The sequence below is a fragment of the Metabacillus indicus genome (assembly GCF_046603695.1).
GTDB classification, from domain to species: domain Bacteria; phylum Bacillota; class Bacilli; order Bacillales; family Bacillaceae; genus Bacillus_P; species Bacillus_P indicus.
In genome coordinates this window covers 751,925-774,512 of the sequence record NZ_CP176757.1, presented here as the reverse complement: position 1 = coordinate 774,512, position 22,588 = coordinate 751,925, and the positions used below count along the sequence as shown (strand labels likewise).

Here is a 22,588-nt window from a genome sequence, read left to right as displayed (position 1 = left end):
TTCATTTAAGTGAGCCTGATTATTCTAAGGAAATGAAATTCGGAGTTCTGATTCCTACTCAGAACTCTCGGCTGCTTCATGGCCATCTCCCTGAAAGATCGCTTTAATTTTTTCGCGGTTCTTTTTCGAAACAAGAATATACAGGGTGTCACCTGAGAAAATATTCGTTTCCCCCCGCGGCGTATGAAGTTTTTCGTTCCTGATGACAGCTGTTATAAGCGCATCATTCGGAAGCTCAATGTCCTTCAGTTCTTTTCCTGAGACGGCAGCCCCTTCTCCGACCTCCAGTTCAACCATTTCATTGTTCGTCCTCCCGATTGAAATCAGCTCAAGCGAATGCGGCACAGAGTTTTTCTTGCTTTCAGACAGCTTTAATTTGTTTGCGAGAGGCGTCAGTGTCGCTCCTTGAAGCAGCGCAGATGTCAAAACGACGAAAAAGACGACGTTAAAGATCAGCTGGCTGTTTTCAAGCCCCGCGAGCATCGGATAGGTTGCGAGGACAATCGGAACGGCGCCCCTCAGTCCGGCCCACGAAATAAACAGTTTTTCTTTCACTGAAAACTTGGAGGCTATCATGCTCAGGAACACTCCTGCCGGACGCGCGACGATCATCAGAACGATGGAGAGCAGCAGTCCTTCCCAAACGATATCAACAAGCTGGTTCGGGAAAACAAGCAAACCAAGTAAAATGAACATCAGAATCTGCATCATCCAAGCTAGGCCTTCGTTAAAGCGGATAATGGAATGACGGAAAGTAAGGTCTGAATTTCCTACAATAACCGCCATCACATAAACCGCAAGCAGTCCGCTTGCATTTGCTGCGGTAGTCAGAGCGTAAGTCAGGACAGCCATCGCTAGTGAAAGAACCGGATAAAGACCGGAAGAATCCAGATTGATTTTGTTGATGACCCAAACAGCGAGTTTACCAAAAAGCAATCCTGCAGCAAGCCCAAAGCCCATTTCCCAGAAGAAGCGCAGGATAAGGCCGAAGAATCCCGTTTCCGGCTGGCCAATTAAATGGATGATGGTAACGGTTAAAAAAACAGCCATTGGATCGTTTGTTCCGGATTCTGCTTCAAGTGTTGAAGTCAGCCGTTTCTTTATGTTTTTATTGCCGAGCACGGCAAAAACAGCTGCTGCATCCGTTGATCCGACAATTGCACCGAACAGAAGCCCTTCAAGCCACGTCAGACCCAGAACATATTTAGCAAATACCCCTATGATGATGGTTGTGACAAAAACGCCGATTGTCGCAAGCATTGAAGACGGAACGATGATCTTGCGTACATCCGTCCATTTCGTCTGGAGACCTCCGTCAAAGATAATGATAATGAGGGCAATCACCCCAAAAAGCTGGGCAAGCTTTGCATTGTCGAAGTAAATATAATGGCTCAGCACCATTCCGACAGCAATGAAGAAGACAAGTGAAGGCAATCCAAGCCGCGAGGAAAACTTTGCGGTCATAACTCCGATTGTCAGGAGAACAGCGAATATGAGAATGATGTTATCTACAGAAAATGTCAATATGGCCTCACCTCTAGATTTAGATTTATGGTAAAAAGTGTTTTAAATGAAGATGTCAGCCTGGGGCTGGTATAAAGGAATTTCTGGAAGAACCATCAATGCTGATTCGGTTTTAAAGGTTCTAATTAGGGGAATAAGTCTATTTTATAGTATTTCAGCCAGTACAGTCTAATATTTGAACCGGGAAATGGGGTTTCTTTTCAAAGCTGATGGATGCTTCTTCCTCCTCTAAATCAGCCCCAATATGGTAAGATAGGTTGAAGATGGCAGAAATCGGGTCATAACATTTAATTGATGGATTCTGAGGTGACAGAATGAATATAGATACTGCTGCTTTTACAAGATTGCTGCTTGACGGCAATCAGAATGGCGCGTGGGATATCTTAAAAAAAAGCCACGATGACGGTGCACATCCTCTGGCGGTTATGCAGGAGCTACTGACTCCTTCTATGGCAAAGATTGGCCTGCTGTGGGAAGAAGATGAGATTTCTGTAGCTGATGAACACCTTGCAACCACAACCTGCGACTTTATTCTGTCGCGGTATAAAGAATACAGTTTAAAGCAAATACCAAAAACCGAAAAAAAAGCCATGTTTCTTTGCCTGGAAGATGAACTTCATCACCTGGGGCTGAAGATGGTTTCTATTTTGTTTGAATGGCACGGTTATCAGACGAGGCTGTTTGGAGCGAGTCTGCCGCTGGAATACGCTCTTGAATACGCAGAAGAATGGAAGCCGGATGTTGTCGGACTTTCTTTTTCACTCCGTAAAAACTCTGAACGTCTGTCACACTATATAGATGAAATAGAAAAACTTGATCACTCTCCTCAGGTGATTGTGGGAGGAAGACTGGTTGCTTCGTATGACTTCAAGAACATCTGTTCATCAAACACCCAGCTTTTCTCCAGTCTATCTGCAGCAAATGACTGGCTGCTGAAGGAAAACAGCTATGCTTGACGGCAGACACCTTCCGCTTCCTTTCTTTAAATTAGATAAAAAATTCCGTATCCTTGAACGCTCTCTTGCAGCCGGCAAGCTGTTTGCAGAGAAGGAAAGCTTTCTTGATCTGGCTGATGAGGACAGCAGAAGAAAAGCCGAGAAAGTGTTATCTTCCGGAAAAAACGACTCAGAGCTTGTACTCAGAACCTTACAATCTCCCCTTGCTCTGTTTAAATTGAACATAAATACAGATAATGAATTTCTGTATCTGATTCTTACTGAGCAAAACTCAAAAATGGAGATGCTTGTTCAGCAGGTCGAGCTTCACCGCAGAAGACTTGCGGAAACAGACCTGCAGCTGCTTGCAAAAAAAGAAGAGGCAGAGGACGCATACAGGAAAATCATTGAGCTTTCGTGCCCATTTATTATGCTCACGAAAAAGACAGCCCTTCTCCCCTTGTACGGTGATTTGACCGAAGAGCTGGTTTCAGCTAATGCCGGAAGACTTTTAAATCTTCTCCAGGAAACCTGTGCAGAGCAAGTCACGATTGATTTTCATGGTGTAGGATCCATTACTGAAACCGGCATGAAGGCTCTTGCAAATCTCGTGAAGGAGTTCACTTTGATGGGAGCTTCCACCTGTTTTGCAAGCTTGAATCCGGTTCAGGCGAAACAAGTTTACAGCAGCCATACAACACTTGATGCCACATATGTCAGCAGCCTCAGTTCCGCGCTTGAAACCTATCTTTTATGATAGGTTTTTCTTTTTATCTTCGTACATGCAAGGAATTTGGGAATGGATACAGAAGTTCTCTTAAAAGAAGGCAATACGGGAGGCTGCGATGAAAAAAGAACCACACAATAAAGAGAACAGAGATTTGATGAGCTCGATTTACGGTGACTTTGAGAAAAAAGGCGGTGCTGCAAAACTGCCGGGGATGGGAAAGCCCCTGCCAAAAAGTGCTCTCGAAGGGGATATTTTCTCCAAAATCGTCAAAAATGCTAACTATCTGCCCCCATGGCTGCAGCGTCAAAAAGAAATCAGACAGCAGATTGAGAGGGCAATGAAACTTAAAGATAAAAATCAGCGTATAAAAGAAGTTGAGAAAATCAATCAGGACATTATCAGCTATAATCGGATATGTCCGCCTGCTCTCCAGAAAAATAAGCTTTCAGCAGACCAGCTTGAGAGCCAGTACAAGCAGTGGGAATAATCACATGGTTTCATTCAATCCCTTCTCGGGAAAAGCTGATTATGGCAAATTGCCGAAGCTCATGAAAGTGAGAAATACGACAGAAAGTGGTGCATCTATTTGCCGAAAGACAAAATGTTTAAAATCGGATACGGCATTATTATTTTTCTGACAATCATTCTTTTATCAACGAAAGTGGATTTCATCTTCAGGCCTCTTGAAATCATTTTCACGACACTTTTCTTTCCGTTTCTTGTATCGGGCATCATTTTTTATCTGCTCCGGCCCATTGTAAGGTTCCTCGGAAGAAAAGGTGTTCCAAATACCATTTCCATCATCATTATTTACTTGCTTGTGATTGGACTTGGCACACTCGCTGTTTTCCTGATTGGCCCGCCGATTCAACAGCAGTTTCAGCAGCTGATCAACAACTTCCCGCAAATTGTCCAGACCTTGCAGGACAACCTTCTAGCACTGAGGGAAAACAAATGGTTTGCCCGCTTTGAACAGAATGACATCATGACGTTTGAAAAAATGACGGCTTCTGTAACAGATTATTTCCAGTCAAACGTCAGCAATATCGGGAGCAGAATTACAGGGTTTATCGGCATTCTGACAAGCATAGCAACCATATTTGTGACCGTTCCGTTTATCGTCTTTTATCTGCTGAAAGACGGGGACCATGCACCGAAACAAGTGCTTCGCTTTCTTCCATACACAAAAGCTGAAGAAGCAAAGCTGATTTTAAAGGACATGGATCATGCCCTCAGCTCCTATATTCAGGGGCAGGCTCTTGTCAGCCTTGTCGTCGGGGTCATGATGTATATTGGCTACCTGATTATCGGCCTTGATTACTCCATTCTCCTCGCTCTTTTTGCGATGCTGACGAACGTTATTCCTTTCCTCGGACCATTTATTGCGGTGATTCCTGCCGTGATTGTAGGCTTTTTGGACTCGCCATTTATGGTCATACAGGTTCTGATTGTGGTCATTATCGTCCAGCAAATCGACGGCAACGTTACATCCCCGCTGATCATGGGGAAAAGACTGGATATTCATCCGCTGACGATTATCCTGCTCCTGATTGTCGCAGGAAGCATGGGCGGCCTTTTGGGCATGCTGCTTGCCGTTCCGACTTATGCCATCTTAAAAGTCATAGTCAGTCATTCATACAGGCTGTATCTGCTCAGAAAAGAAAAGAAGGATCCGCTCCGCAACTCAGCAATTGACATTGAAATGGAGTAATTTTTACGCATTTGCAGGATAGTAATAGGAAATGACCAAATAAAAATGGGCAGGTGGACTATGTCGTTTTTTCAACTATTGAAAAAGGGAAACAAATCATCAGGGATTGCCGCTCTTGGAAATACGGCTTTGACTATTATTAAAGGGATTGCCGCCTTCATAAGCGGCAATGGAACGATGTTTGCAACTACTCTCCATTCAGCGGCAGACGCAATCAATCAGGGCTTCGTTTTTGTGGGAAGCGCGCTTGCAGAAAAGGCTCCGACGAAACGGTTTCCAACAGGCTTTGGCCGGGTAGTGAATCTTTTTGTTCTGATAGCGGTTATTGTTATATCCATTATGGCTTATGAGACGCTGCATAAAGGATGGGAGCTGATTCAGCATCCGAAAGAAACCACAAATATCGTGCTGAATGCCAGTATCCTTGTGATTGCCGTTATCATTGACGGACTCATTCTGATAAAAGCAATGAAGGAAATTGCGCACGAAACAAGAACGGAAGGAAAAGGACTTGCGCTCGCATCAAATGCATTCAAAAATGTCAGCCTTGCCTCTCCCCCGACCCGTCTTGTTTTTTATGAAGATATTATTGCAACGTTCGGTGCGCTTCTTGCCCTGGTATCCATTGTTGTTTCTTATTTCACCGGCCTCTATGTGCTTGACGGGATCGGCACGCTGCTGATTGGAATCCTGCTTATTGTCATCGCCGTTAAAATCGGTTATGAGAATACGATCGGCCTGATCGGGGTTGCTGCACCGAAAGATGTGGAAGACCGGATTGCCGAATTAATCCTGACTGATCCGGACGTTGAGGACATTAAAAACCTCCGCATACTCCAGGAAGGCCGGAAGTATCATGTTGAAAGCTACCTTGAGCTGAAACCGGGATTATCCCTTGCCATAGCCGACGATATTAAAATCAGAGTACGGGACCTGCTATATACAGATCCTGATATCGCGGATGTCACGCTGGGCATTTTTGAATCTGACGGAATCAAAACATGGGGCGACGAACCTACCGTTTAAGTATTAAAGCTAAATAAAATCCGAGCTGGGTTAGCCAGTTCGGATTTTTTTATGGAAAGGAAGGCCTTTTTCGGCAATGGAATCCCTGATGTGTTCTATTCCTGCTATTTTCCTATTTAATGGTTTTAAATTGGATAACAAAGGGAAAAGTTCAAATGATTTACAGGTAGTGTCAGGGGGTAAAAAAAGTGAAACTTTAAGAGATTTCAAACGTTTATAAGTATGTACAGCTTGATAGACCAAACCTGAGAGGAGCTTGTTTATTTTGAAAAAATGGGGTTTATTGATCAGTTTACTGTTAACACTCGTTTTGGCCGGATGCGGACAGAGTGCTGCAACAAATGAGGAGAAAGAAGACAAGCAAGCAGAAAAAGCGGAGACGGAGACGACTGAAACAGAAAATACCGAGAAAGAAGCTACAGCTGAAGAAGTCCTTGCATCGGCTGCTGAGAAATCAGCTGATCTCAAAAACTTCGCTATGGACGGCACAATGGATATGACAATTACATCAAGTGAAGGAAAAATGGAAACAACGGCCGACATGCAGACAAAAACGAATATCGAGCCGCTTGTCATGCAGCAGACAATGAATATGTCAGCTGAAGGACAGACAACTTCCATTGAAATGTATATGGATGACCAGTACATATACATGAACGATCCTGCTTCAGGAGGCTGGATCAAAATGAGCCAGGCAGGACCGGGCATGGGAGAAATGATGAATCAGGCTAAAACAATGACGCCTGCAGACCAGATTAAGCAAATGGAAGCAATGGCTGATGACATTCAGCTTGAAGAAACAGACACTGAATATATCCTGAGCGTAAAAGGTAATGGAGAAAAACTGATGAGCCTGACTGGAAACATGATGGGCTCTGATCCGAATATGCAGGCTGTTATGGACCAAATGGACATTGAACAAATTGATTATACGTACACACTTGATAAAGAAACCCACTATCCGAAAGCCCTGGATATGGTGATTAAAATGTTCGTTACGGAAAACGAACAGAAAGTGGAACTGCAGCAGGCTATCTCTACCAAATTCTCAGAAATGAACGAGCTTGAAGGCTTCAGTATTCCTCAAGAAGTCTTGGATCAAGCTGTAGAGGTGCAGCCAGGAGGTTAATTGCAAATCACCCGGGATTTTCCCGGGTGATTTTTTATATTAAACAGAAAAAAGACCTCCAAAAGAAGGTCTTTTCATCATTCAACTGCTATCCAATTAGCCCAAGAACGATACCGCCGGCAGCAGCCAGCAGCACGACAAGCCATGGAGGCAGTTTAAAGTAGACAAGCAAGGCGAATGCTGCCAGGGCAAGTGCAAAGTCTCCTGTTGATTTAATCGCACTTGTCCAGACCGGATCGTAGAGTGCAGCAAGAAGGATACCGACAACAGCGGCATTCACTCCCATCAGTGCTGCCTGCACGCTGCTTTTCTCCCGAAGAAAGTTCCAAAACGGAAGCATGCCGACAACCAATAGGAATGAAGGCAGGAACATGGCAGCTGTCGCAACAAGGGCTCCTGTCACTCCGTTCATTGACGCCCCGAGATAACTCGCGAACGTAAACAGCGGTCCTGGAACCGCCTGGGCCGCACCGTATCCGGCAAGGAAGGTTTCCTCAGAAATCCAGCCTGGAGGCACGACCTCTCTCTCAATCATCGGAAGAACGACATGCCCTCCGCCGAAGACGATCGATCCGACACGGTAAAACGTATCAAACATCGCCATCCAAATAGACGGGAAGAGCTGGCGGAGCAGCGGAAGTCCGATCAGCAGTCCGGCAAATAGAATCCAGGCTGCAGCTCCTGTCTTTTTACTTATGGAAATAGCGAGTTTATCAGCCTTTGGAACATCCTGATTCCGGTACATGATGTAACCGGTCACGCCGGCAATGATGATGATGGCAATTTGACCGATCGCTGTCGGGAAAAACAGGGCGCATACTGCGGCAATCACAGCGATGGCAATTCTCGGCCGATCAGGTGCGAGATTTTTCCCCATTCCCATAATCGCCTGTGCTACAACCGCAACTGCGACAATCTTCAGACCCGTGATCCACCCGGCGTCTTCAGCCTGAAAACCGGTAACAAAGTAGGCAAACAGGATAAGAGCAATGACAGACGGCATTGTAAATCCAAACCAGGAGATAAAGCCTCCGACCAATCCCCCTCTGACGATCCCTATGGATATGCCTACCTGGCTGCTCGCAGGACCGGGCAGAAACTGGCAGAGCGCCACAAGATCTGCATAGCTGCGTTCGTCAAGCCACTGCCTCTTTTTCACATATTCATCTCTGAAATAACCCAGATGAGCCACTGGCCCGCCAAATGAAGTGAGGCCAAGCCTCGTTGACACCAGCAGAATTTCAATCCACGTTTTAAGCATTAATACTCCTCCCTCAACACTTCTTTTGCAAGCTCTCTCAGCATTCTCTTCGCATCGATGAGCGCTTGCTCTCCTTCTTTTGTGATGCTGTAGTATTTGCGGATCCGGCCGTTTTCCTTGCGGTCTTCTCTCGTTAAGTAGCCTGCCTTTTCAAGATTGTGCAGGTACGGATAGAGTGTTCCCGGACCGATTTCATATCCGTGGCTTCTAAGCTCCTCAATCATGAAGGACCCGTAGATCGGCTCGATTTTCGCATGGTACAGAATGTGAATTTTAATGGCGCCTAAAATAAATTCACGCACGATTGACCATCACCTTTCTTGATATCGAAATTCGATATCGCTAATCAATATTGTAACAAAGAATGATTAATTCTATGTAAAGATTGAAGAATTTCATACTATAAAAAAAAGCCTCCGCTGGAAGCTTTTAGTGATGAGAATGGTCTTCTTTTTTATCTTCTGACTTATCCGTGAGAGTCCCTTTGCCGACAACAAATTCTTTTTTGGGCATAACATGCAAGTCACGGGCCGTGACATGAGTCTGCACAAAGTAGCTGCCTTCTTCACTGAACGATTTCTTAACTTCATAGATACCGTCACCTGTGTGCTCCGCTCTGATCATTTCACTTTCTTCCTTGCTGTCTGCTTTCCAGATTTCAAACTGCACGTCAGAAGCATCTTCCACAGCCTGATTTCCTTGTGTGACAGAGACGGAAAGGGTTTCTTCCGTATTCAGGCTGATCTTTTCAGGAACGCTGATTTCGGCATGAACCATCAGTGAACCTTCTGCCTCGCTTTCGCCTTTTGAACAGGCAAAAAGAACAAAAAAAACTGACATCAGCAAAATCCCCGCTGCAACTCGTTTCATCTTCCATTCATCTCCTATGAAAAAATAAAGCTTCCATTATTGTAACCGCTTCAATGAACAAGCACAACTCGGCCTTCATGGTTATTCTGTTTCATATACAGCCTTTCCTCTAAAGAACACGGCCTTTCTTTTTGTTCTTCTCGCGATGGCTTCCGCAGAGCAGGATGCTTCCGTTAAAAGAAAATCCGCGCGGTCTCCCGGTTTTGGCCAAAGCTGCTCACCTTCTTTTGACAGCGGAGTTATTCCCTTTGTGATGTAGCCCAGCGACTGACTCAAGGCAAGCTCATCCTTCCACCGGTTTACCTGTGAAAGCACGTTTGCCTTCTCAAGCATATCCCCGGTACCAAAAGGATCCCAGTGGTCTGTAATGCTGTCATTGCCCAGATAAACGTCTACCCCTTCAGCCTTCATTAAAGCAAGCGGCATCTTAAAATCAAGGGGTACGGTTGAAGCAAGGCTGACTCCAAGTTCTGCAAATCTGAGCGCGAGCTCCCGTGCTTCGCCTTCTGAAAGGGCAGCAAGTCCGAATGCGTGGCTGATTGTCACAGGCTTTTTGAACTTCGCATCTTCCAGCATGCTCAATAAACGTTTAATTGTATAAATGCCAAGGTGTCCTCTGTCATGCAAATGCAGATCAATTCCTGCCCCAAATTCCACAGCTATCTCTACCATTGAAGAGAGTGACGTTTCAATATCTTCATCCACTGTAGCCGGATCAACACCTCCGACAAACTGTGCTCCGTTTCTCATCGCCTCTTTTACAAGCTCAACGCTGCTGCTTCTGAGCAAACCGTGCTGGGGAAAAGCGACAATCTCACCTTCAAGCCTATTTTCATATGTCTTAAATGCCTGTTGAAGCAGGTCAATATGCTTCACACCCACAACCTGATCGACATTGCAGTGTGTTCTGACAAATCCGGTCCCGTTCATCAGCTGGAGCTCAAGCAGCTTTTCTGCACGTTCCTGCACGGAGGGCAGCTGTTCAAGGAGCAGGATCTGTTCCTCTTCTATTCTCGTAAAAATCGATTTCGCCTTAGTCGGAGCTTTCCATTTCCCTCCGTAATAGGTCTTGTCCAAATGGATATGCATTTCCGCAAACGAAGGAAGTGCCAATGCGCCTTCTGCATCGAACAGCTCATAATCTTCAAATACTTCTGAACCGGCAGGAACAATTTCTTCGATTCTCCCGTCAGAAAGAATGAAATCAGCCATGTCTGTTTTTGTAGCGGTGACATCTCCCAATTCATTAAAAGCATAGCCCTTTTCAATCATCACATTCTTTACAAGCGTTTTCTTCACAATTACCCCTCCATCTGTCCCTTTTTCTTTTCTTGCAGAAGATCAATAAAGTTCTGTGCCGTTTTCGGCAGGTAGTGATTTTTTAAATAAATGAGTCCTGATTCTCCCAACCCCTCCGTTTCTTCCATCAGATAAACGTGAAGACCCTCAGGCGGTTTTAATCTGATGACCGTCTCAGGTACAATCGTTGCGCCAAAACCTGCTGCGACCAGATCAAAGAGAATGGTGACATCCGAGCATTCGCATATGACGTCAGGTTCCAAGTCTCTTGATGTAAAAACAGATAAAATCTTGCTGTAAAGACCAAGTCCTTCTGTACTTGGAATAATGAGAGGAACCTTTATGGCTTCCTCTGCTCTAACGGTTCTTTGATCAGAATCAAGCGGGCTTGAAGAGACAAAGTAAAAAGGTTCAGGTTCAAGGTGAATGACGTGAAAATCATTCAGATCGAGCGGCAGTCTGACGATGGCAAGATCCAGCACTTTTTCCTTTAACAGCCTGCAAAGCTGGGCTGAATCATTCTGCTGAATTTTATAAGTTACATCAGGATAATTCTTTTGAAAATCCTTTAATAAACTGGGCAGATTATCGTTTGAGAGTGTGTTCACCCCAATGGACAGCTTCCCTTTTTTTCCTGTACCTGTTTCTTTCACTTCAAAAAGGGCCTCTTCCATTGCATCTATTACTTTTAATGCATGCTGGTAAAGTTTTTCCCCGGCATCTGTCAGCTCAAGTGATTTCCCCTTTCGCTCGGCAAGAATAAGTCCAAGCTCTGTCTCCATCTGCTTCAGCTGCTGGCTGAGGGGCGGCTGGGCCATTTTGAGTCTGTTTGCAGCAGCTGTGATCTGGCCTTCTTCAGCTATTGCAATAAAATAATTCAATTGTCTGATATCCATATGCAATCCTCCTTACTATCATATGATTTACATATACTTTAACGATCATATAAATATTTTCCATATACCTGACTGTATGATAGCATAAATTGAATGGTTGAAGATGGGTGTTTTTTAAAAATCTACTTGCCGTTCCCAACTGAAAAATGATGTTTGATAGACTAGATACTGAAGTATGTCAGAGAGGATCGATTGAAACATGAACAACTCTAAATTCACGACACCGCTTGCCTCCGTGCAGTGGCTGTTCTTTATATTTGCAAATACGATTGTGGTTCCGATATCAGTCGGCACTTCTTTTGATCTGACTCCGGACCAGATTGCCGTCACACTCAGAAGCTCCCTGATTTTTACGGGTATCGCCTGTTTTCTTCAGGGGTGGATCGGCCACAGATACCCGATCATGGAAGGCCATTCAGGGATTATTTGGGGACTGATTCTTAACCTCGGCATGTCTGCATCCTCTCTTGGGATGAGTTTTACCCAAATTGGAGGCGGGATTGCTTCCGGCATTTTGCTCGCGGGCATTGTCACCATCATCCTTGCTGCTTTCAACTTGACTTCAGTGGTTCAGAAGATCTTCACGCCAATGGTTGCAAGCGTCTATTTATTCCTGCTTGCCTTTCAGCTGATTCTCACCTTTTTTAAAGGGATGCTGAAAATAGAAGATGACGGAACGCTAAACGTGGCTGTTAGCTTATTCTCCATCCTGCTCGTTCTGTTTGTCAGCTTCCTTAAAATAAAAGGTAATGCCTTTCTCGGAAACTTTTCAATTCTGCTTGGAATTGCGGTCGGCTGGATTCTCTATTTGATCCTCTTCCCAGGCGAAACTGTAGCCAAATCCGTTTCTCCTGAAGGATCCATTTTCTTCCCGCTTGGCCTTCCAAACCTGGAATGGGGCATTGTCTTAATTGCCTTTCTTGGCGGAATGATGAACTTAAGCAATACGATCGCTTCCATCCAGGCGGCTGCGAAGCTTTATCAGGACGAACCTGAACCTGCATCCTTCAGAAGGTCCTTTTTCCTTACAGGCTCTTATTCCGCTTTCGCCTCGGTACTTGGGCTGGTTTCGTATGCTCCCTTTACCTCTACCATCGGCTTTTTGGAAAGCACTCAGCTTTTCAAGCGCAAGCCGTTTCTGATCGGCGGAGCGATGATCACGATTATGGGAATCTTCCCGCCTCTTGTATCCATTCTGGTTACTCTCCCGGTAACTGTGGGCAACGCCGTCCTGTTTGTCGCCTACCTTCAGCTTTTCGGAACTGCGCTGAAAAGCATACAGGGAACAGCATTCGATTCAAAAACCATCTTCCGGATCGCCGCCCCGCTCCTGATCGGCGTCAGCATCATGAACACAGATCCCGCCGTGTTCCGGGATCTTTCCGTCTACATCTCACCGCTGCTTTCAAACGGACTGATGATGGGGATTTTGCTGTCGATTTTGTTGGAGGCGTTTGTGAAGTGGGAATAAAGAAAAGCGGAATCGCTCGTTTAGCTCCGGGAGCCAGATAAGAAATTGACCAGAAAGGCCGGGTTTGCCTTTTTGGGCAATTTTGTTCTGGCAGAGGAGTTGAGCGATGGAGCTGGACAATACGAAAAGCGGAGCCGACTGTTCAGGCCTGACAGGCAGAAAAGAAATCACCGGAAAAGGCCGGTTTTGCCTTTTTCGGTGATTTTGTTCTGGTGCTATCCGCCATTCCACTTCTCGGTTTTCAAAGGTACGATTCGCGCTTGCTTACCCTCCCAAATCGTTTCTCGGTTTCCGAAGGTACGATTCCGTGCTTTGCTTACCCTCTTAAATCGTTTCTCGGTTTCCGAGGGTACGATTCACACGTTTGCTTACCCTCTCAAATCGTTTATCGGTTTCCGAGGGTACGATTCACGCTTTTGCTTTCTCTCCCAGATCGTTTCTCGGTTTCCGAGGGTACGATTCACGCTTTTGCTTACCCTCCCAGATCGTTTCTCGGTTTCCGAGGGTACGATTCACGCTTTTGCTTACCCTCCCAGATCGTTTCTCGGTTTCCGAAGGTACGATTCAGTGGTTTGCTTACCCTCTTAAATCGTTTCTCGGTTTCCGAGGGTACGATTCACACGTTTGCTTACCCTCTCAAATCGTTTCTCGGTTTCCGAGGGTACGATTCAGTGCTTTGCTTACCCTCCCAGATCGTTTCTCGGTTTCCGAGGGTACGATTCACGCTTTTGCTTACCCTCCCAGATCGTTTCTCGGTTTCCGAGGGTACGATTCACGCTGCTGTCAACACGCCAGACAAAGAAATGATAAACAAAAAAACTCCAATCCCAACCGATTGGAGTTTTTTTCAGTCTCTCTTAAACACACTTTTTCCCATTCTTCTCACAGGCTTTAATCGCATTGATCTCTCCTCCGATGAGGATGGCAAAGCCTGATAAATACAGCCACATGATCAGCACGATGACGCCCCCGATACTTCCGTATGTAGCATTATAATTGCCGAACTGCGAAACATAAAAGGCAAATCCGAGAGAAATCACCTGCCAGATCACAGTGGCGACGATGGCACCGAAGTATACACTTTTCAATGTCATATCCTCATTAGGTGCAAGATAGTAGAGTACCATCAGCACCGCACACATCATAAAAAATGAAATAATGAATCTCAAGACATTTAAGAAGATTTCATTTTCGCTCACGACAGAAAAGTAGTTGCCGACAAATTCTATAATGGCGCTTCCGAAGATCGGGAGGACGAGTGTCAAAGCGAACGTCAGGACAAGTCCCACCGTCATAATGATGGCCTGAAGGCGGATTTTCCAGAACGGCCTCGTTTCCTCGACAATAAACGCTTTGTTCAGTGAACGGATTAAGGCGTTTGTTGCATTAGAAGCAGACCAGAGGGCGGCAAGAAGACCGAATGAAAGCAAGCCGCCGTTTGGCTCATTCATGAGACCGGTCAAGTGGTCCGTCAGCATGGATCCCGCCTCAGCCGGCGCATATTGCTTAATAACATCCACGATTGTCGCTGTCTCAATCTGCAGGTATGGAAGCAGTGCTACAAGAAAAATCAGCAGCGGAAATAATGAGAGCAGGAAGAAATGGGACAGGACGGCTGCCTGATCCCCAGTTTCATGCAGCTGAATGCGTTTTATCAGTTCTTTTATCATTGTGCAGCACCTCCAATTGTAGTATTCTAATTTCCTAAAATCCTGCAATTGAAACCACATGTTTGCTTGCTTGTGAAACGTGGTATTCCTACAATTAAACGCATAAGGAGCATGTTCATGAAAAACGAAGCACAAGAGCGCCTGTCCAAATCATTCATCATGTACTCCATCCTTCTCATCGGCGCATGCTGTTTTGTCTTTATCGAATTTGCCGATGAAGTTATTGAAATGGAGCTTAAATCCTTTGATAATCCTATCATTCAGTACATACACGGCTTCCGCACTCCATTGTTCGGCGAGATCATGTCCGCCGTTACCTCCCTCGGATCTGTAACAGGCATCATGATCGGCATGTCCATTGCCCTGATCTTTCTTTTGATCGCAAGACAATGGTGGGAAGGTCTGTTTCTGATCGTATCGGTATCCGGCTCGTCTCTTCTGAACTATTATTTGAAATGGCTGTTTAAGAGAGACCGTCCGACCTTTAATCCGCTTGTAGATGAGAGCGGCTACAGCTTTCCAAGCGGCCATTCCATGGTGTCCTTTTCCTTTATCGGAATCTTAGCCTACCTGCTGACGACCATGGTCAGAAAAAAGAGCATGAAAGTCCTGATTCTGACCCTGTCGATGCTTCTCATTCTATTAATAGGCTTCAGCCGCATCTATTTGGGTGTTCATTATCCAAGCGATGTCATCGCAGGGTTTGCAGCAGGCTGTGCCTGGCTTGTCATATGCATTGCTGCATTAAAGTACAAACTTCAAAGATAATAAAACGAGGGACTCCAATGATTTTGGGGTCCCTCGTTTTATAAAAATCAGTCTGCGGTTCTGACATAAATCAAATGATCCGTCCACTCATCGTTTTCATATATAAATGCTTTTCGCGTGCATTCATATTCCATGCCCGCCCTTTCGGCTAATCGGACGGAAGCAGCATTATCAAGATTGATATGAGCTTCAATACGGTGGAACTTCAGGTGCTGAAAAGCGATTGTCAGAGCTTCTTTCACCGCTTCGCTGCCGTATCCCTTTTTCCAGTGCTGATTATGGATGGTATACCCGATCCTGCCCCACTGAAAATCATCTCTTGCCAAGGTTGAAAAATCAACCGTGCCTATGTGTCTGCCGTCCGTTTTTCTAAAAACATCAAAAACGTGGGCAGTATCTGAAAGGGCCAGCTTTTGATATTTGTCTACAAGCTGATCAAACCATTCTCTTGTGCATTCACTCATATCAAACTTTCCGCTGTCGTGCCGGTTTTGTGATGGATGCCGCGCTTCAAATTCATTCAGCCAATTCTCATAATCGGATCTTTGCAACGGTCTTATGATTAACCTTTCTGTTTCTGAAGCAAGTTGAAATCCTTCTTCTGTCTCTTTCAATGCTGTATCCCCCTTGAACTGGCTCTTCTGTGCTTTCCATTATTTCTCTATTTAAGTTTATCACAGGCTTCCGCATCCGTTTCATAAAAAAACACAAACCCTCATTCGGGTTTGTGTCTTTTGCTCTGTATTAAATCCACCCTCTGAACCGTGATGCTTCAGCCATTTTCCGGCTTCCGATCATGTAGGCGGCAAGTCTCATATCAACTCTGTGAATGAGTGCAGTCTGAAACGTGTTTTCAAACGAATCGACCATGACCTTCTGCAGACGCTCAGCGACTTCTTCCTCGGTCCAGTAGTAGCCCTGATTGTTCTGCACCCATTCGAAGTAGGAAACGGTTACCCCTCCCGCACTTGCCAGGACGTCCGGAACGAGCAGGACTCCGCGCTGTGTGAGGATTTTGGTGGCTTCAATCGTGGTTGGCCCGTTTGCTGCTTCTACGACGATGGATGCTTTAATTTTACTGGCGTTTTCAGCTGTGATCTGGTTTGAGATGGCTGCAGGCACAAGAATGTCACAGTCGAGCTCAAGCAGTTCTTTGTTTGTAATGGTATCTGTAAAGAGAGTTGTTACAGTGCCAAAGCTGTCACGGCGGTCAAGCAGGTAGTCAATATCAAGCCCGTTTGCATCATGCAGGGCGCCGTACGCATCAGATATGCCGATGACTTTTGCCCCAGCATCATGCATGAATTTGGCGAGGAAACTGCCTGCGTTGCCAAAGCCCTGTATGACTACTCTAGCCCCTGCAAGACTGATTCCTTTTTTCTTTGCCGCTTCCTCAATGCAAATTGTCACTCCCCTTGCTGTTGCGGTTTCTCTTCCGTGGGAACCGCCAAGGACAAGCGGTTTGCCTGTTATAAAACCCGGTGAATCAAACTCGCGCAGTCTGCTGTATTCATCCATCATCCACGCCATAATCTGGGAGTTTGTAAACACATCCGGGGCAGGGATATCTTTTGTAGGACCTACAATCTGGCTGACCGCACGGACATATCCGCGGCTCAGTCTTTCAAGCTCTTTTAATGACATCTCTCTCGGGTCGCAGATAATGCCGCCTTTTCCGCCGCCGTAAGGAAGATTGACTATGCCGCATTTTAAGCTCATCCAGATGGAGAGGGCTTTTACTTCATCTTCATTTACTTCCGGATGAAAGCGCACGCCGCCCTTTGTCGGACCGACGGCATCGTTGTGCTGGGAACGGTAGCCTGTAAACACTTTGACCGAGCCGTCGTCCATCTGAATCGGAATGCGGACAGTCAGCATTCTCACAGGCTCCTTCAGCAGCTCATAAAATTCTTCTGAGTAGCCTAATTTCCCCAAAGCCTCTTTGATGATTGTCTGCGTCGACTGAAATAAGTTTAAGCTTTCTTTTTCTTTATCTGCCTGTTGTACGTCCTTAATAATCCCCATGATTCCACCCCATTGATATGATAATAGCTTTCTACTTAGATAGTACTCTTGTAATTCTTTCAATTGCCCACTGGAGATCATCTTCTGAAATCACAAGCGGAGGTGCAAAGCGGATGACCGTCTCATGCGTCTCTTTGCAGAGCAGGCCTTCTTCTTTTAATTTTTCGCAGTATGGACGCGCAGGAACTGTCAGCTCTACCCCAATAAATAAGCCTCTCCCCCGCACTTCCTTAATGAGAGGATTCTTTATTTCTGCAAGCTTTTCTTTAAAATAAGCTCCCAGTCTCAGTGAACGCTCTGATAGCTTCTCATCTTCCAGCACCTCAAGCGCAGCCACCGAAACAGCACATGCCAGCGGATTCCCGCCAAACGTGGAACCGTGCGAGCCCGGATTGAACACACCCAGGATGTTTTTATTTGCAGCAACACACGAGATAGGGAATACCCCGCCGCCAAGTGCTTTGCCCAAAATGTACATATCAGGAGCAACATCTTCCCAGTCACATGCAAATGTTTTCCCCGACCGGCCAAGACCTGACTGAATCTCATCAGCAATAAAAAGGACGTTTTGTTCCTTGCAAAGCGCAGATGCCTGCTTCAAGAATCCATCAGGCGGAATGACAATCCCTGCTTCTCCCTGAATCGGTTCAATCAAGAACGCTGCCGTATTTGGGGTAATCGCTTCTTTTAATGCCTCAAGATCTCCGTAAGGAATCAGTTTGATGCCTGGCAGCATCGGACCAAAGCCGCGCTTGTATTCTTCTTCTGATGACAGGGACACGGCTGACATTGTACGGCCGTGAAAATTCCCGATGCATGCGATGATCTCAGCGCGGTTTTCTTCCACGCCTTTCACGTCATATGCCCATCTGCGTGCCGCTTTTATGGCCGTTTCTACTGCTTCTGCCCCCGTATTCATCGGCAGAACCATTTCTTTCCCCGTCAATTTTGCCGCTTTTTCATAAAACGGTCCGAGCTGGTCATTGTGAAAAGCGCGGGATGTCAGGGTGATTTTATCTGCCTGATCTTTCAGGGCTTTGATGATTTTCGGATGTCTGTGACCCTGATTCACAGCAGAGTATGCGCTCAGCATATCCATGTACTCATTTCCTTCAGGATCCTTCACCCATACACCGAGCGCTTCAGAAATTACGATCGGCAGCGGATGGTAGTTGTTTGCTCCAAACTTGGATGTCTGCTGGATCAGTTCCTGTGATTTTGTCAAAGTTGTCATTTTGTTTCCTCCTTCATACTTTCCTTACACATGTAAATGCAAGTTCTGTGCCAACGTTCATTCGCTGAAAGAATCAGCTTTGATGTGCAAAGTCATTTTGCACCGCCAACTTTTTTTGCTTATTAAAAGCAAAAAAATTTTGCACTCCATTCAGAATGAGAGTAAAATAGAAGAAAAATCCGGAGAAAATATGATGAATATAAACATAGAATACATGCAGCTTTTCATGGAAGCCATCATCGATGAAATAGATGTCGGGCTCCATGTCATAGACAAAAACGGCACCACCATTCTATACAACAAAAAAATGTCCCAGCTTGAATCAATGGACAGCAAAGATGTGATGCACAAAAACCTCCTTGACGTCTTTATGTTTTCAAAGGAAGGAAGCACACTTGTGCAGGCGCTCCAAAACGGAACGGAAACAAAGAACAGCAAACAGACTTACTTCAACAACAGGGGCAAGGAGATTACAACGGTCAATAACACTTTTCCAATCAAAAACGGCCATGAGATTATTGGCGCGGTCGAAATTGCCAAAGACATGACCAAGATAGAAAGTCTGATGAAGAACACGATAAAAGGAAGAAGCGGAACATCTTATACGTTTGACAGTATCATCGGAGAGGGTTCTGCTATAAAAGATGTGATTGAAGGTGCAAAAAGGGCGACAAGGACAACCTCCTCTGTTCTGATAGTCGGCGAAACCGGAACAGGCAAAGAGCTGTTCGCTCAAAGCATACACAATGGAAGCAGCCGATCAGCCGCCCCGTTTATTTCCCAGAACTGCGCCGCACTTCCGGACAACTTAATTGAAAGCCTGCTGTTCGGCACAAAAAAAGGGGCTTTTTCAGGGGCAGTTGATCATCCGGGTTTATTTGAACAGGCAGAAGGCGGAACACTGCTGCTTGATGAAATCAACTCATTGAATCCAAACCTCCAGTCCAAGCTGCTTCGGGCTTTGCAGGAGAGAACGATCAGAAGAATCGGCGATACGAAAGACACTCCGATTGATGTGAGGATCATCGCTACCATCAACGAAGATCCTGTTGAAGCCATCACGAAAGACCGGATGCGAAAAGACCTTTATTACCGATTAAGCGTAGTCACTGTTTTTGTCCCTCCTCTGAGAGACAGAACCGAAGATATCCCTCTTCTTATTCAGCGCTTTATCAGAAAATATAATGAGCTGTTCCAAATGGACGTGCGGCGTGTTGATCAGGAGGTCATGGACATGCTGATCACATATGACTGGCCCGGCAATGTAAGGGAACTGCAGCATATGATTGAAGGTGCGATGAATGTGATGGCAGATGAAGATACGATCCGCTTCAGCCACCTTCCCATGCATTTCCGCTCAAAGTCATTTACGAGAACATCTTCCTCTGCCGCACCTTTTGAGATACACCTCGAGGAAGGGACAGAAGACATACAGCTGAAAGAGCATTTGGAGCGGACAGAAGCAGGCTATATCCGCTCCATGCTGAAAAAAAACCGGGGCAACATCACAAAAACCGCGGCAGATGCCGGGCTGAGCCGTCAGAGCCTGCAGTATAGGATGAAGAAGCTTGGTATAAAGGCATAAAAAACTTTCTTAGCTGCGCCCATTACGTTTAGAAATGCAATTAAATAAATCTAAAACTTGCACATCATTTATTAATGGTGTGCTTCTTGTAGTGCGATCCAAACAAAAAAACGATTTGGAAACATTCCAAATCGACTTTTTTGGTATTACTTTTCAGGTTTCTTATTTAACATAAAGCGAAGTTCATTAATATCATCATCAGATAGTGTATCTTCCTGAATAAATTGGACAAGCATGGATTTTAGGGTCCCTCCGTAGATGCGGTTGATAAATGATTCAGTCTCGGCACGCTGGCATTCTTCCTGCGTATAAAGCGGGTAAAAGGTGTAAACTCTCAGATTTTTATTGACACCTACTACATCTTTTTGAACCAATCGATCGAGAAGAGTGCGTATTGTTTTCGGCTTCCAGTTGGAACTTTCCTGTAAGGAAGATATGATGTCACTCGCTGTTCGAGGGGTTTTGTCCCAAAGTACGTTCATGATTTCCCATTCTGATTCTGAAATACTAGGTATGCTTTTCTCCATATTCCACCCCTCCATTCCCTTTATAGATTCCTAAATCTTGTAAGATTGATAATGTGATTTCTGCCGCCTTGCTTCCTGTTGAATTAACTTCGTTTTGTATATTGGCAGCAAAGAAGTATGTATTGTCCTTCGTCTCTACATAACCGATAAACCAGCCATTGATATTTTTTCCATTTACTGTTCCTGTACCAGTTTTTCCCGAGAGGCGGGCTTCTTCATGATTTTCTATGAGCAGTGCTTCTTTCACAGTTTTGATATGCTTTTCATTATATCCAAATTTATTGTAATAAAAGGAATGCAGCAGTTTAACTTGCTCGACAGGAGATATTTTCAATGAGGATTCTAGCCAAAATTCATCCATTCCCCCTGATATATCAGAATTTCCATAGTTTATCTCTTTTAGATTGGAGTGTATAGTTTCAAATCCTGTTCTGCGATCTACTTCCTGGAAATACCAGCTTACAGATTTTTGAAGAGCAGATGAGAGATCCTGATCCTCATTCCAAGCGTTATAGGGCTGCTCCTTCCCATCCCATGCAAGAGTGGATTCTTCAGGTGAGATTACATTTGATTCCAGTGCGAATAAGGCACTGTAAATTTTGTATGTGGAATCAGGTGACACCCGCAGCGTACTTTTCTCTTCATTATAAATGTGATATTGCTGTGCATTATGATCATATAAAACAAAGCTTCCTTCATACCCACGAAAGAATTGATGCAAATCTTTATACGCTGCTCTGTCATTACTGAAATAGTATCGGTCGTTTTCCGTAGAAAATGCAGAAACGAAAGGTAACTGAATCGTTAGTATGACACTGGCCAAAACATAAATAAAGATGCTTTTTCTGATTGGTTTTTTTGCGGAATTCTTGTAGGCAGAAATTTGCTCAATTCGTTTTTTAATTTGGACCTTCGAACCGTCTAATTGCGTCACTAACTGCAGCTTACTTGACCGCTTTGAAAGAGCCAGAAAGTTAATGATTGTATGTCCATAATCACTAATAGAGTGATCATCCAGTAACTGTAAGACAGATGCATCGCATGCAATTTCCCGATCGAATCTCATTTTTTTAAAAGCAAGCCAGATAAGGGGATTGAACCAATAAATGATTTGATAGAACAATATCACGACATTTGTCAGCAAATCCTTGTTTTTATAGTGACTCAGTTCATGAAGAAAGATATACTCGTAATTTTTCAAGCTAAGCCAGTGTTCATGCTGAAAAGGTAACACGATATATGTTTGAAAAAGTCCGAAAATCATTGGAGATTGGACACTCTTCGAATGAACAATCTTAATTGATTTTTTAATCTGCAGTCTTTTCTTGCATTCTTCGAAAAGGACGAGAACTTCTTTATTGCCAAACGAAGAAGATTCCTTCTTTATCCTTCTAAGTTTGATCCATCCGCGCAGCATCATAAAGGTAAGTATAAGCACCCCTGACATCCATAAGCCCATCACACTCATATTAAGGAAAGACAGGTCAGGCCGGTTGACAGATTCAGAAAAATCTTGTAAAAGGTGCAGACTCTGAGTTCCATTTTTTCCAGTATTAGAGCCGGGCGCATTAGTCTGATACGTCTCCCCACTGCTAAAGAGAGAACTAAAATTATACAAACTAGCAGGAATGAATGGAAGTGCTAGAGCAAAAAAAAGCAGCATCCACAAATGATAGGTCCATTTTGCCGTTAATTGTCTTCGGAACCACATTCTTATAAGCAAGATCACAGTAACGGAAAAGGAAGACACCAATAGACCTATTATAAACTGAGTTAAAATCATGTCCTTCAAAACCACCTCTCTTGACTATAAAATTTTTAAAATACAGGAATATAGCATACTCATAGTGGCTTGATGATAACAAAAATTAAGGATTGACTTAGTTTGATTACATATGTAATACTTTACTACAGATGTAGTCGGACT

21 protein-coding genes are annotated in these 22,588 nt (G+C 44.7%); 9 read left to right on the top strand and 12 right to left on the bottom strand.

Annotated elements, in window-relative coordinates:
- Positions 1-54: 54 nt before the first annotated feature.
- Complete coding sequence (locus ACK1LH_RS03975; protein ID WP_411334560.1) at positions 55-1,524, bottom strand: potassium/proton antiporter; 1,470 nt, start codon at positions 1,522-1,524, stop codon at positions 55-57.
- 314 nt (positions 1,525-1,838) lie between these two features.
- On the opposite strand from ACK1LH_RS03975, the gene ACK1LH_RS03970 reads away from it, so the two are divergent.
- From ACK1LH_RS03970 to ACK1LH_RS03945, 6 genes are all read left to right on the top strand, one after another.
- Positions 1,839-2,480 carry a B12-binding domain-containing protein gene (locus ACK1LH_RS03970; protein WP_029283554.1) on the top strand — a complete coding sequence of 214 codons (642 nt, stop codon included), beginning with the start codon at positions 1,839-1,841 and terminating at the stop codon, positions 2,478-2,480.
- Positions 2,473-3,216 (top strand): STAS domain-containing protein, encoded by a 744-nt coding sequence (locus tag ACK1LH_RS03965; protein WP_029567274.1) that lies wholly within the window; start codon positions 2,473-2,475, stop codon positions 3,214-3,216. The genes ACK1LH_RS03970 and ACK1LH_RS03965 overlap by 8 nt, the downstream gene beginning before the upstream one ends.
- Before the next feature lie 88 nt (positions 3,217-3,304).
- Positions 3,305-3,676, top strand: coding sequence for a DnaJ family domain-containing protein (locus ACK1LH_RS03960; protein WP_411334559.1), 372 nt, complete (start codon positions 3,305-3,307; stop codon positions 3,674-3,676).
- A gap of 99 nt (positions 3,677-3,775) precedes the next feature.
- Entirely contained in the window at positions 3,776-4,900 is a 1,125-nt protein-coding gene (locus ACK1LH_RS03955) for an AI-2E family transporter (RefSeq protein WP_029283549.1), read from the top strand.
- 60 nt (positions 4,901-4,960) lie between these two features.
- Positions 4,961-5,926, top strand: a complete 966-nt coding sequence (locus ACK1LH_RS03950) for a cation diffusion facilitator family transporter (protein ID WP_411334558.1) — start codon at positions 4,961-4,963, stop codon at positions 5,924-5,926.
- 265 nt (positions 5,927-6,191) lie between these two features.
- A complete protein-coding gene (locus tag ACK1LH_RS03945; protein WP_029567273.1) occupies positions 6,192-7,055 on the top strand; it encodes a DUF6612 family protein in 864 nt (287 codons plus the stop codon).
- An 88-nt stretch (positions 7,056-7,143) separates the two neighbouring features.
- On the opposite strand, the gene chrA is transcribed toward ACK1LH_RS03945, so the two are convergent.
- From chrA to ACK1LH_RS03920, 5 genes are all read right to left on the bottom strand, one after another.
- Positions 7,144-8,316 (bottom strand): chromate efflux transporter, encoded by a 1,173-nt coding sequence (chrA, locus tag ACK1LH_RS03940; protein ID WP_029283543.1) that lies wholly within the window; start codon positions 8,314-8,316, stop codon positions 7,144-7,146.
- Positions 8,316-8,618: a PadR family transcriptional regulator gene (locus ACK1LH_RS03935; protein WP_320155107.1), complete on the bottom strand. Its 303-nt coding sequence runs from the start codon at positions 8,616-8,618 to the stop codon at positions 8,316-8,318. Before ACK1LH_RS03935 ends, chrA begins: the two co-directional genes overlap by 1 nt.
- A 127-nt stretch (positions 8,619-8,745) precedes the next feature.
- Positions 8,746-9,186, bottom strand: a complete 441-nt coding sequence (locus ACK1LH_RS03930) for a FixH family protein (RefSeq protein ID WP_029283539.1) — start codon at positions 9,184-9,186, stop codon at positions 8,746-8,748.
- An 81-nt stretch (positions 9,187-9,267) separates the two neighbouring features.
- Positions 9,268-10,485, bottom strand: a complete 1,218-nt coding sequence (locus ACK1LH_RS03925; protein ID WP_081414261.1) for an amidohydrolase — start codon at positions 10,483-10,485, stop codon at positions 9,268-9,270.
- Positions 10,486-10,487: 2 nt separating this feature from the next.
- Positions 10,488-11,381, bottom strand: coding sequence for a LysR family transcriptional regulator (locus tag ACK1LH_RS03920; RefSeq protein ID WP_411334557.1), 894 nt, complete (start codon positions 11,379-11,381; stop codon positions 10,488-10,490).
- Between the two features lie 199 nt (positions 11,382-11,580).
- On the opposite strand from ACK1LH_RS03920, the gene ACK1LH_RS03915 reads away from it, so the two are divergent.
- A complete protein-coding gene (locus ACK1LH_RS03915; protein ID WP_411334556.1) occupies positions 11,581-12,852 on the top strand; it encodes a uracil/xanthine transporter in 1,272 nt (423 codons plus the stop codon).
- A gap of 857 nt (positions 12,853-13,709) precedes the next feature.
- Here the strand turns inward: ACK1LH_RS03915 and ACK1LH_RS03910 are convergent.
- Positions 13,710-14,522, bottom strand: coding sequence for a YihY/virulence factor BrkB family protein (locus ACK1LH_RS03910; protein WP_035207743.1), 813 nt, complete (start codon positions 14,520-14,522; stop codon positions 13,710-13,712).
- A 117-nt stretch (positions 14,523-14,639) separates the two neighbouring features.
- Between ACK1LH_RS03910 and ACK1LH_RS03905 the strand changes: the two genes are divergently transcribed.
- Positions 14,640-15,290 carry a phosphatase PAP2 family protein gene (locus tag ACK1LH_RS03905; RefSeq protein ID WP_029567269.1) on the top strand — a complete coding sequence of 217 codons (651 nt, stop codon included), beginning with the start codon at positions 14,640-14,642 and terminating at the stop codon, positions 15,288-15,290.
- A gap of 47 nt (positions 15,291-15,337) precedes the next feature.
- Here ACK1LH_RS03905 and ACK1LH_RS03900 read toward each other — a convergent pair whose 3' ends face one another.
- From ACK1LH_RS03900 to ACK1LH_RS03890, 3 genes are all read right to left on the bottom strand, one after another.
- Positions 15,338-15,904, bottom strand: coding sequence for a GNAT family N-acetyltransferase (locus ACK1LH_RS03900; protein ID WP_411334555.1), 567 nt, complete (start codon positions 15,902-15,904; stop codon positions 15,338-15,340).
- Between the two features lie 130 nt (positions 15,905-16,034).
- Positions 16,035-17,315: a Glu/Leu/Phe/Val family dehydrogenase gene (locus ACK1LH_RS03895; RefSeq protein ID WP_411334554.1), complete on the bottom strand. Its 1,281-nt coding sequence runs from the start codon at positions 17,313-17,315 to the stop codon at positions 16,035-16,037.
- Between the two features lie 31 nt (positions 17,316-17,346).
- Positions 17,347-18,549: an ornithine--oxo-acid transaminase gene (locus ACK1LH_RS03890; protein ID WP_203289639.1), complete on the bottom strand. Its 1,203-nt coding sequence runs from the start codon at positions 18,547-18,549 to the stop codon at positions 17,347-17,349.
- A gap of 193 nt (positions 18,550-18,742) precedes the next feature.
- On the opposite strand from ACK1LH_RS03890, the gene ACK1LH_RS03885 reads away from it, so the two are divergent.
- Complete coding sequence (locus ACK1LH_RS03885) at positions 18,743-20,134, top strand: sigma-54 interaction domain-containing protein (protein WP_411334553.1); 1,392 nt, start codon at positions 18,743-18,745, stop codon at positions 20,132-20,134.
- Positions 20,135-20,280: 146 nt separating this feature from the next.
- On the opposite strand, the gene blaI is transcribed toward ACK1LH_RS03885, so the two are convergent.
- Together blaI and ACK1LH_RS03875 are read right to left on the bottom strand one after the other, a co-directional pair.
- On the bottom strand, positions 20,281-20,661 hold the full coding sequence (gene blaI / locus ACK1LH_RS03880) for a penicillinase repressor BlaI (protein WP_411334552.1): 381 nt from the start codon (positions 20,659-20,661) through the stop codon (positions 20,281-20,283).
- Complete coding sequence (locus ACK1LH_RS03875; RefSeq protein ID WP_051865797.1) at positions 20,642-22,444, bottom strand: BlaR1 family beta-lactam sensor/signal transducer; 1,803 nt, start codon at positions 22,442-22,444, stop codon at positions 20,642-20,644. Before ACK1LH_RS03875 ends, blaI begins: the two co-directional genes overlap by 20 nt.
- Positions 22,445-22,588 lie beyond the last annotated feature (144 nt).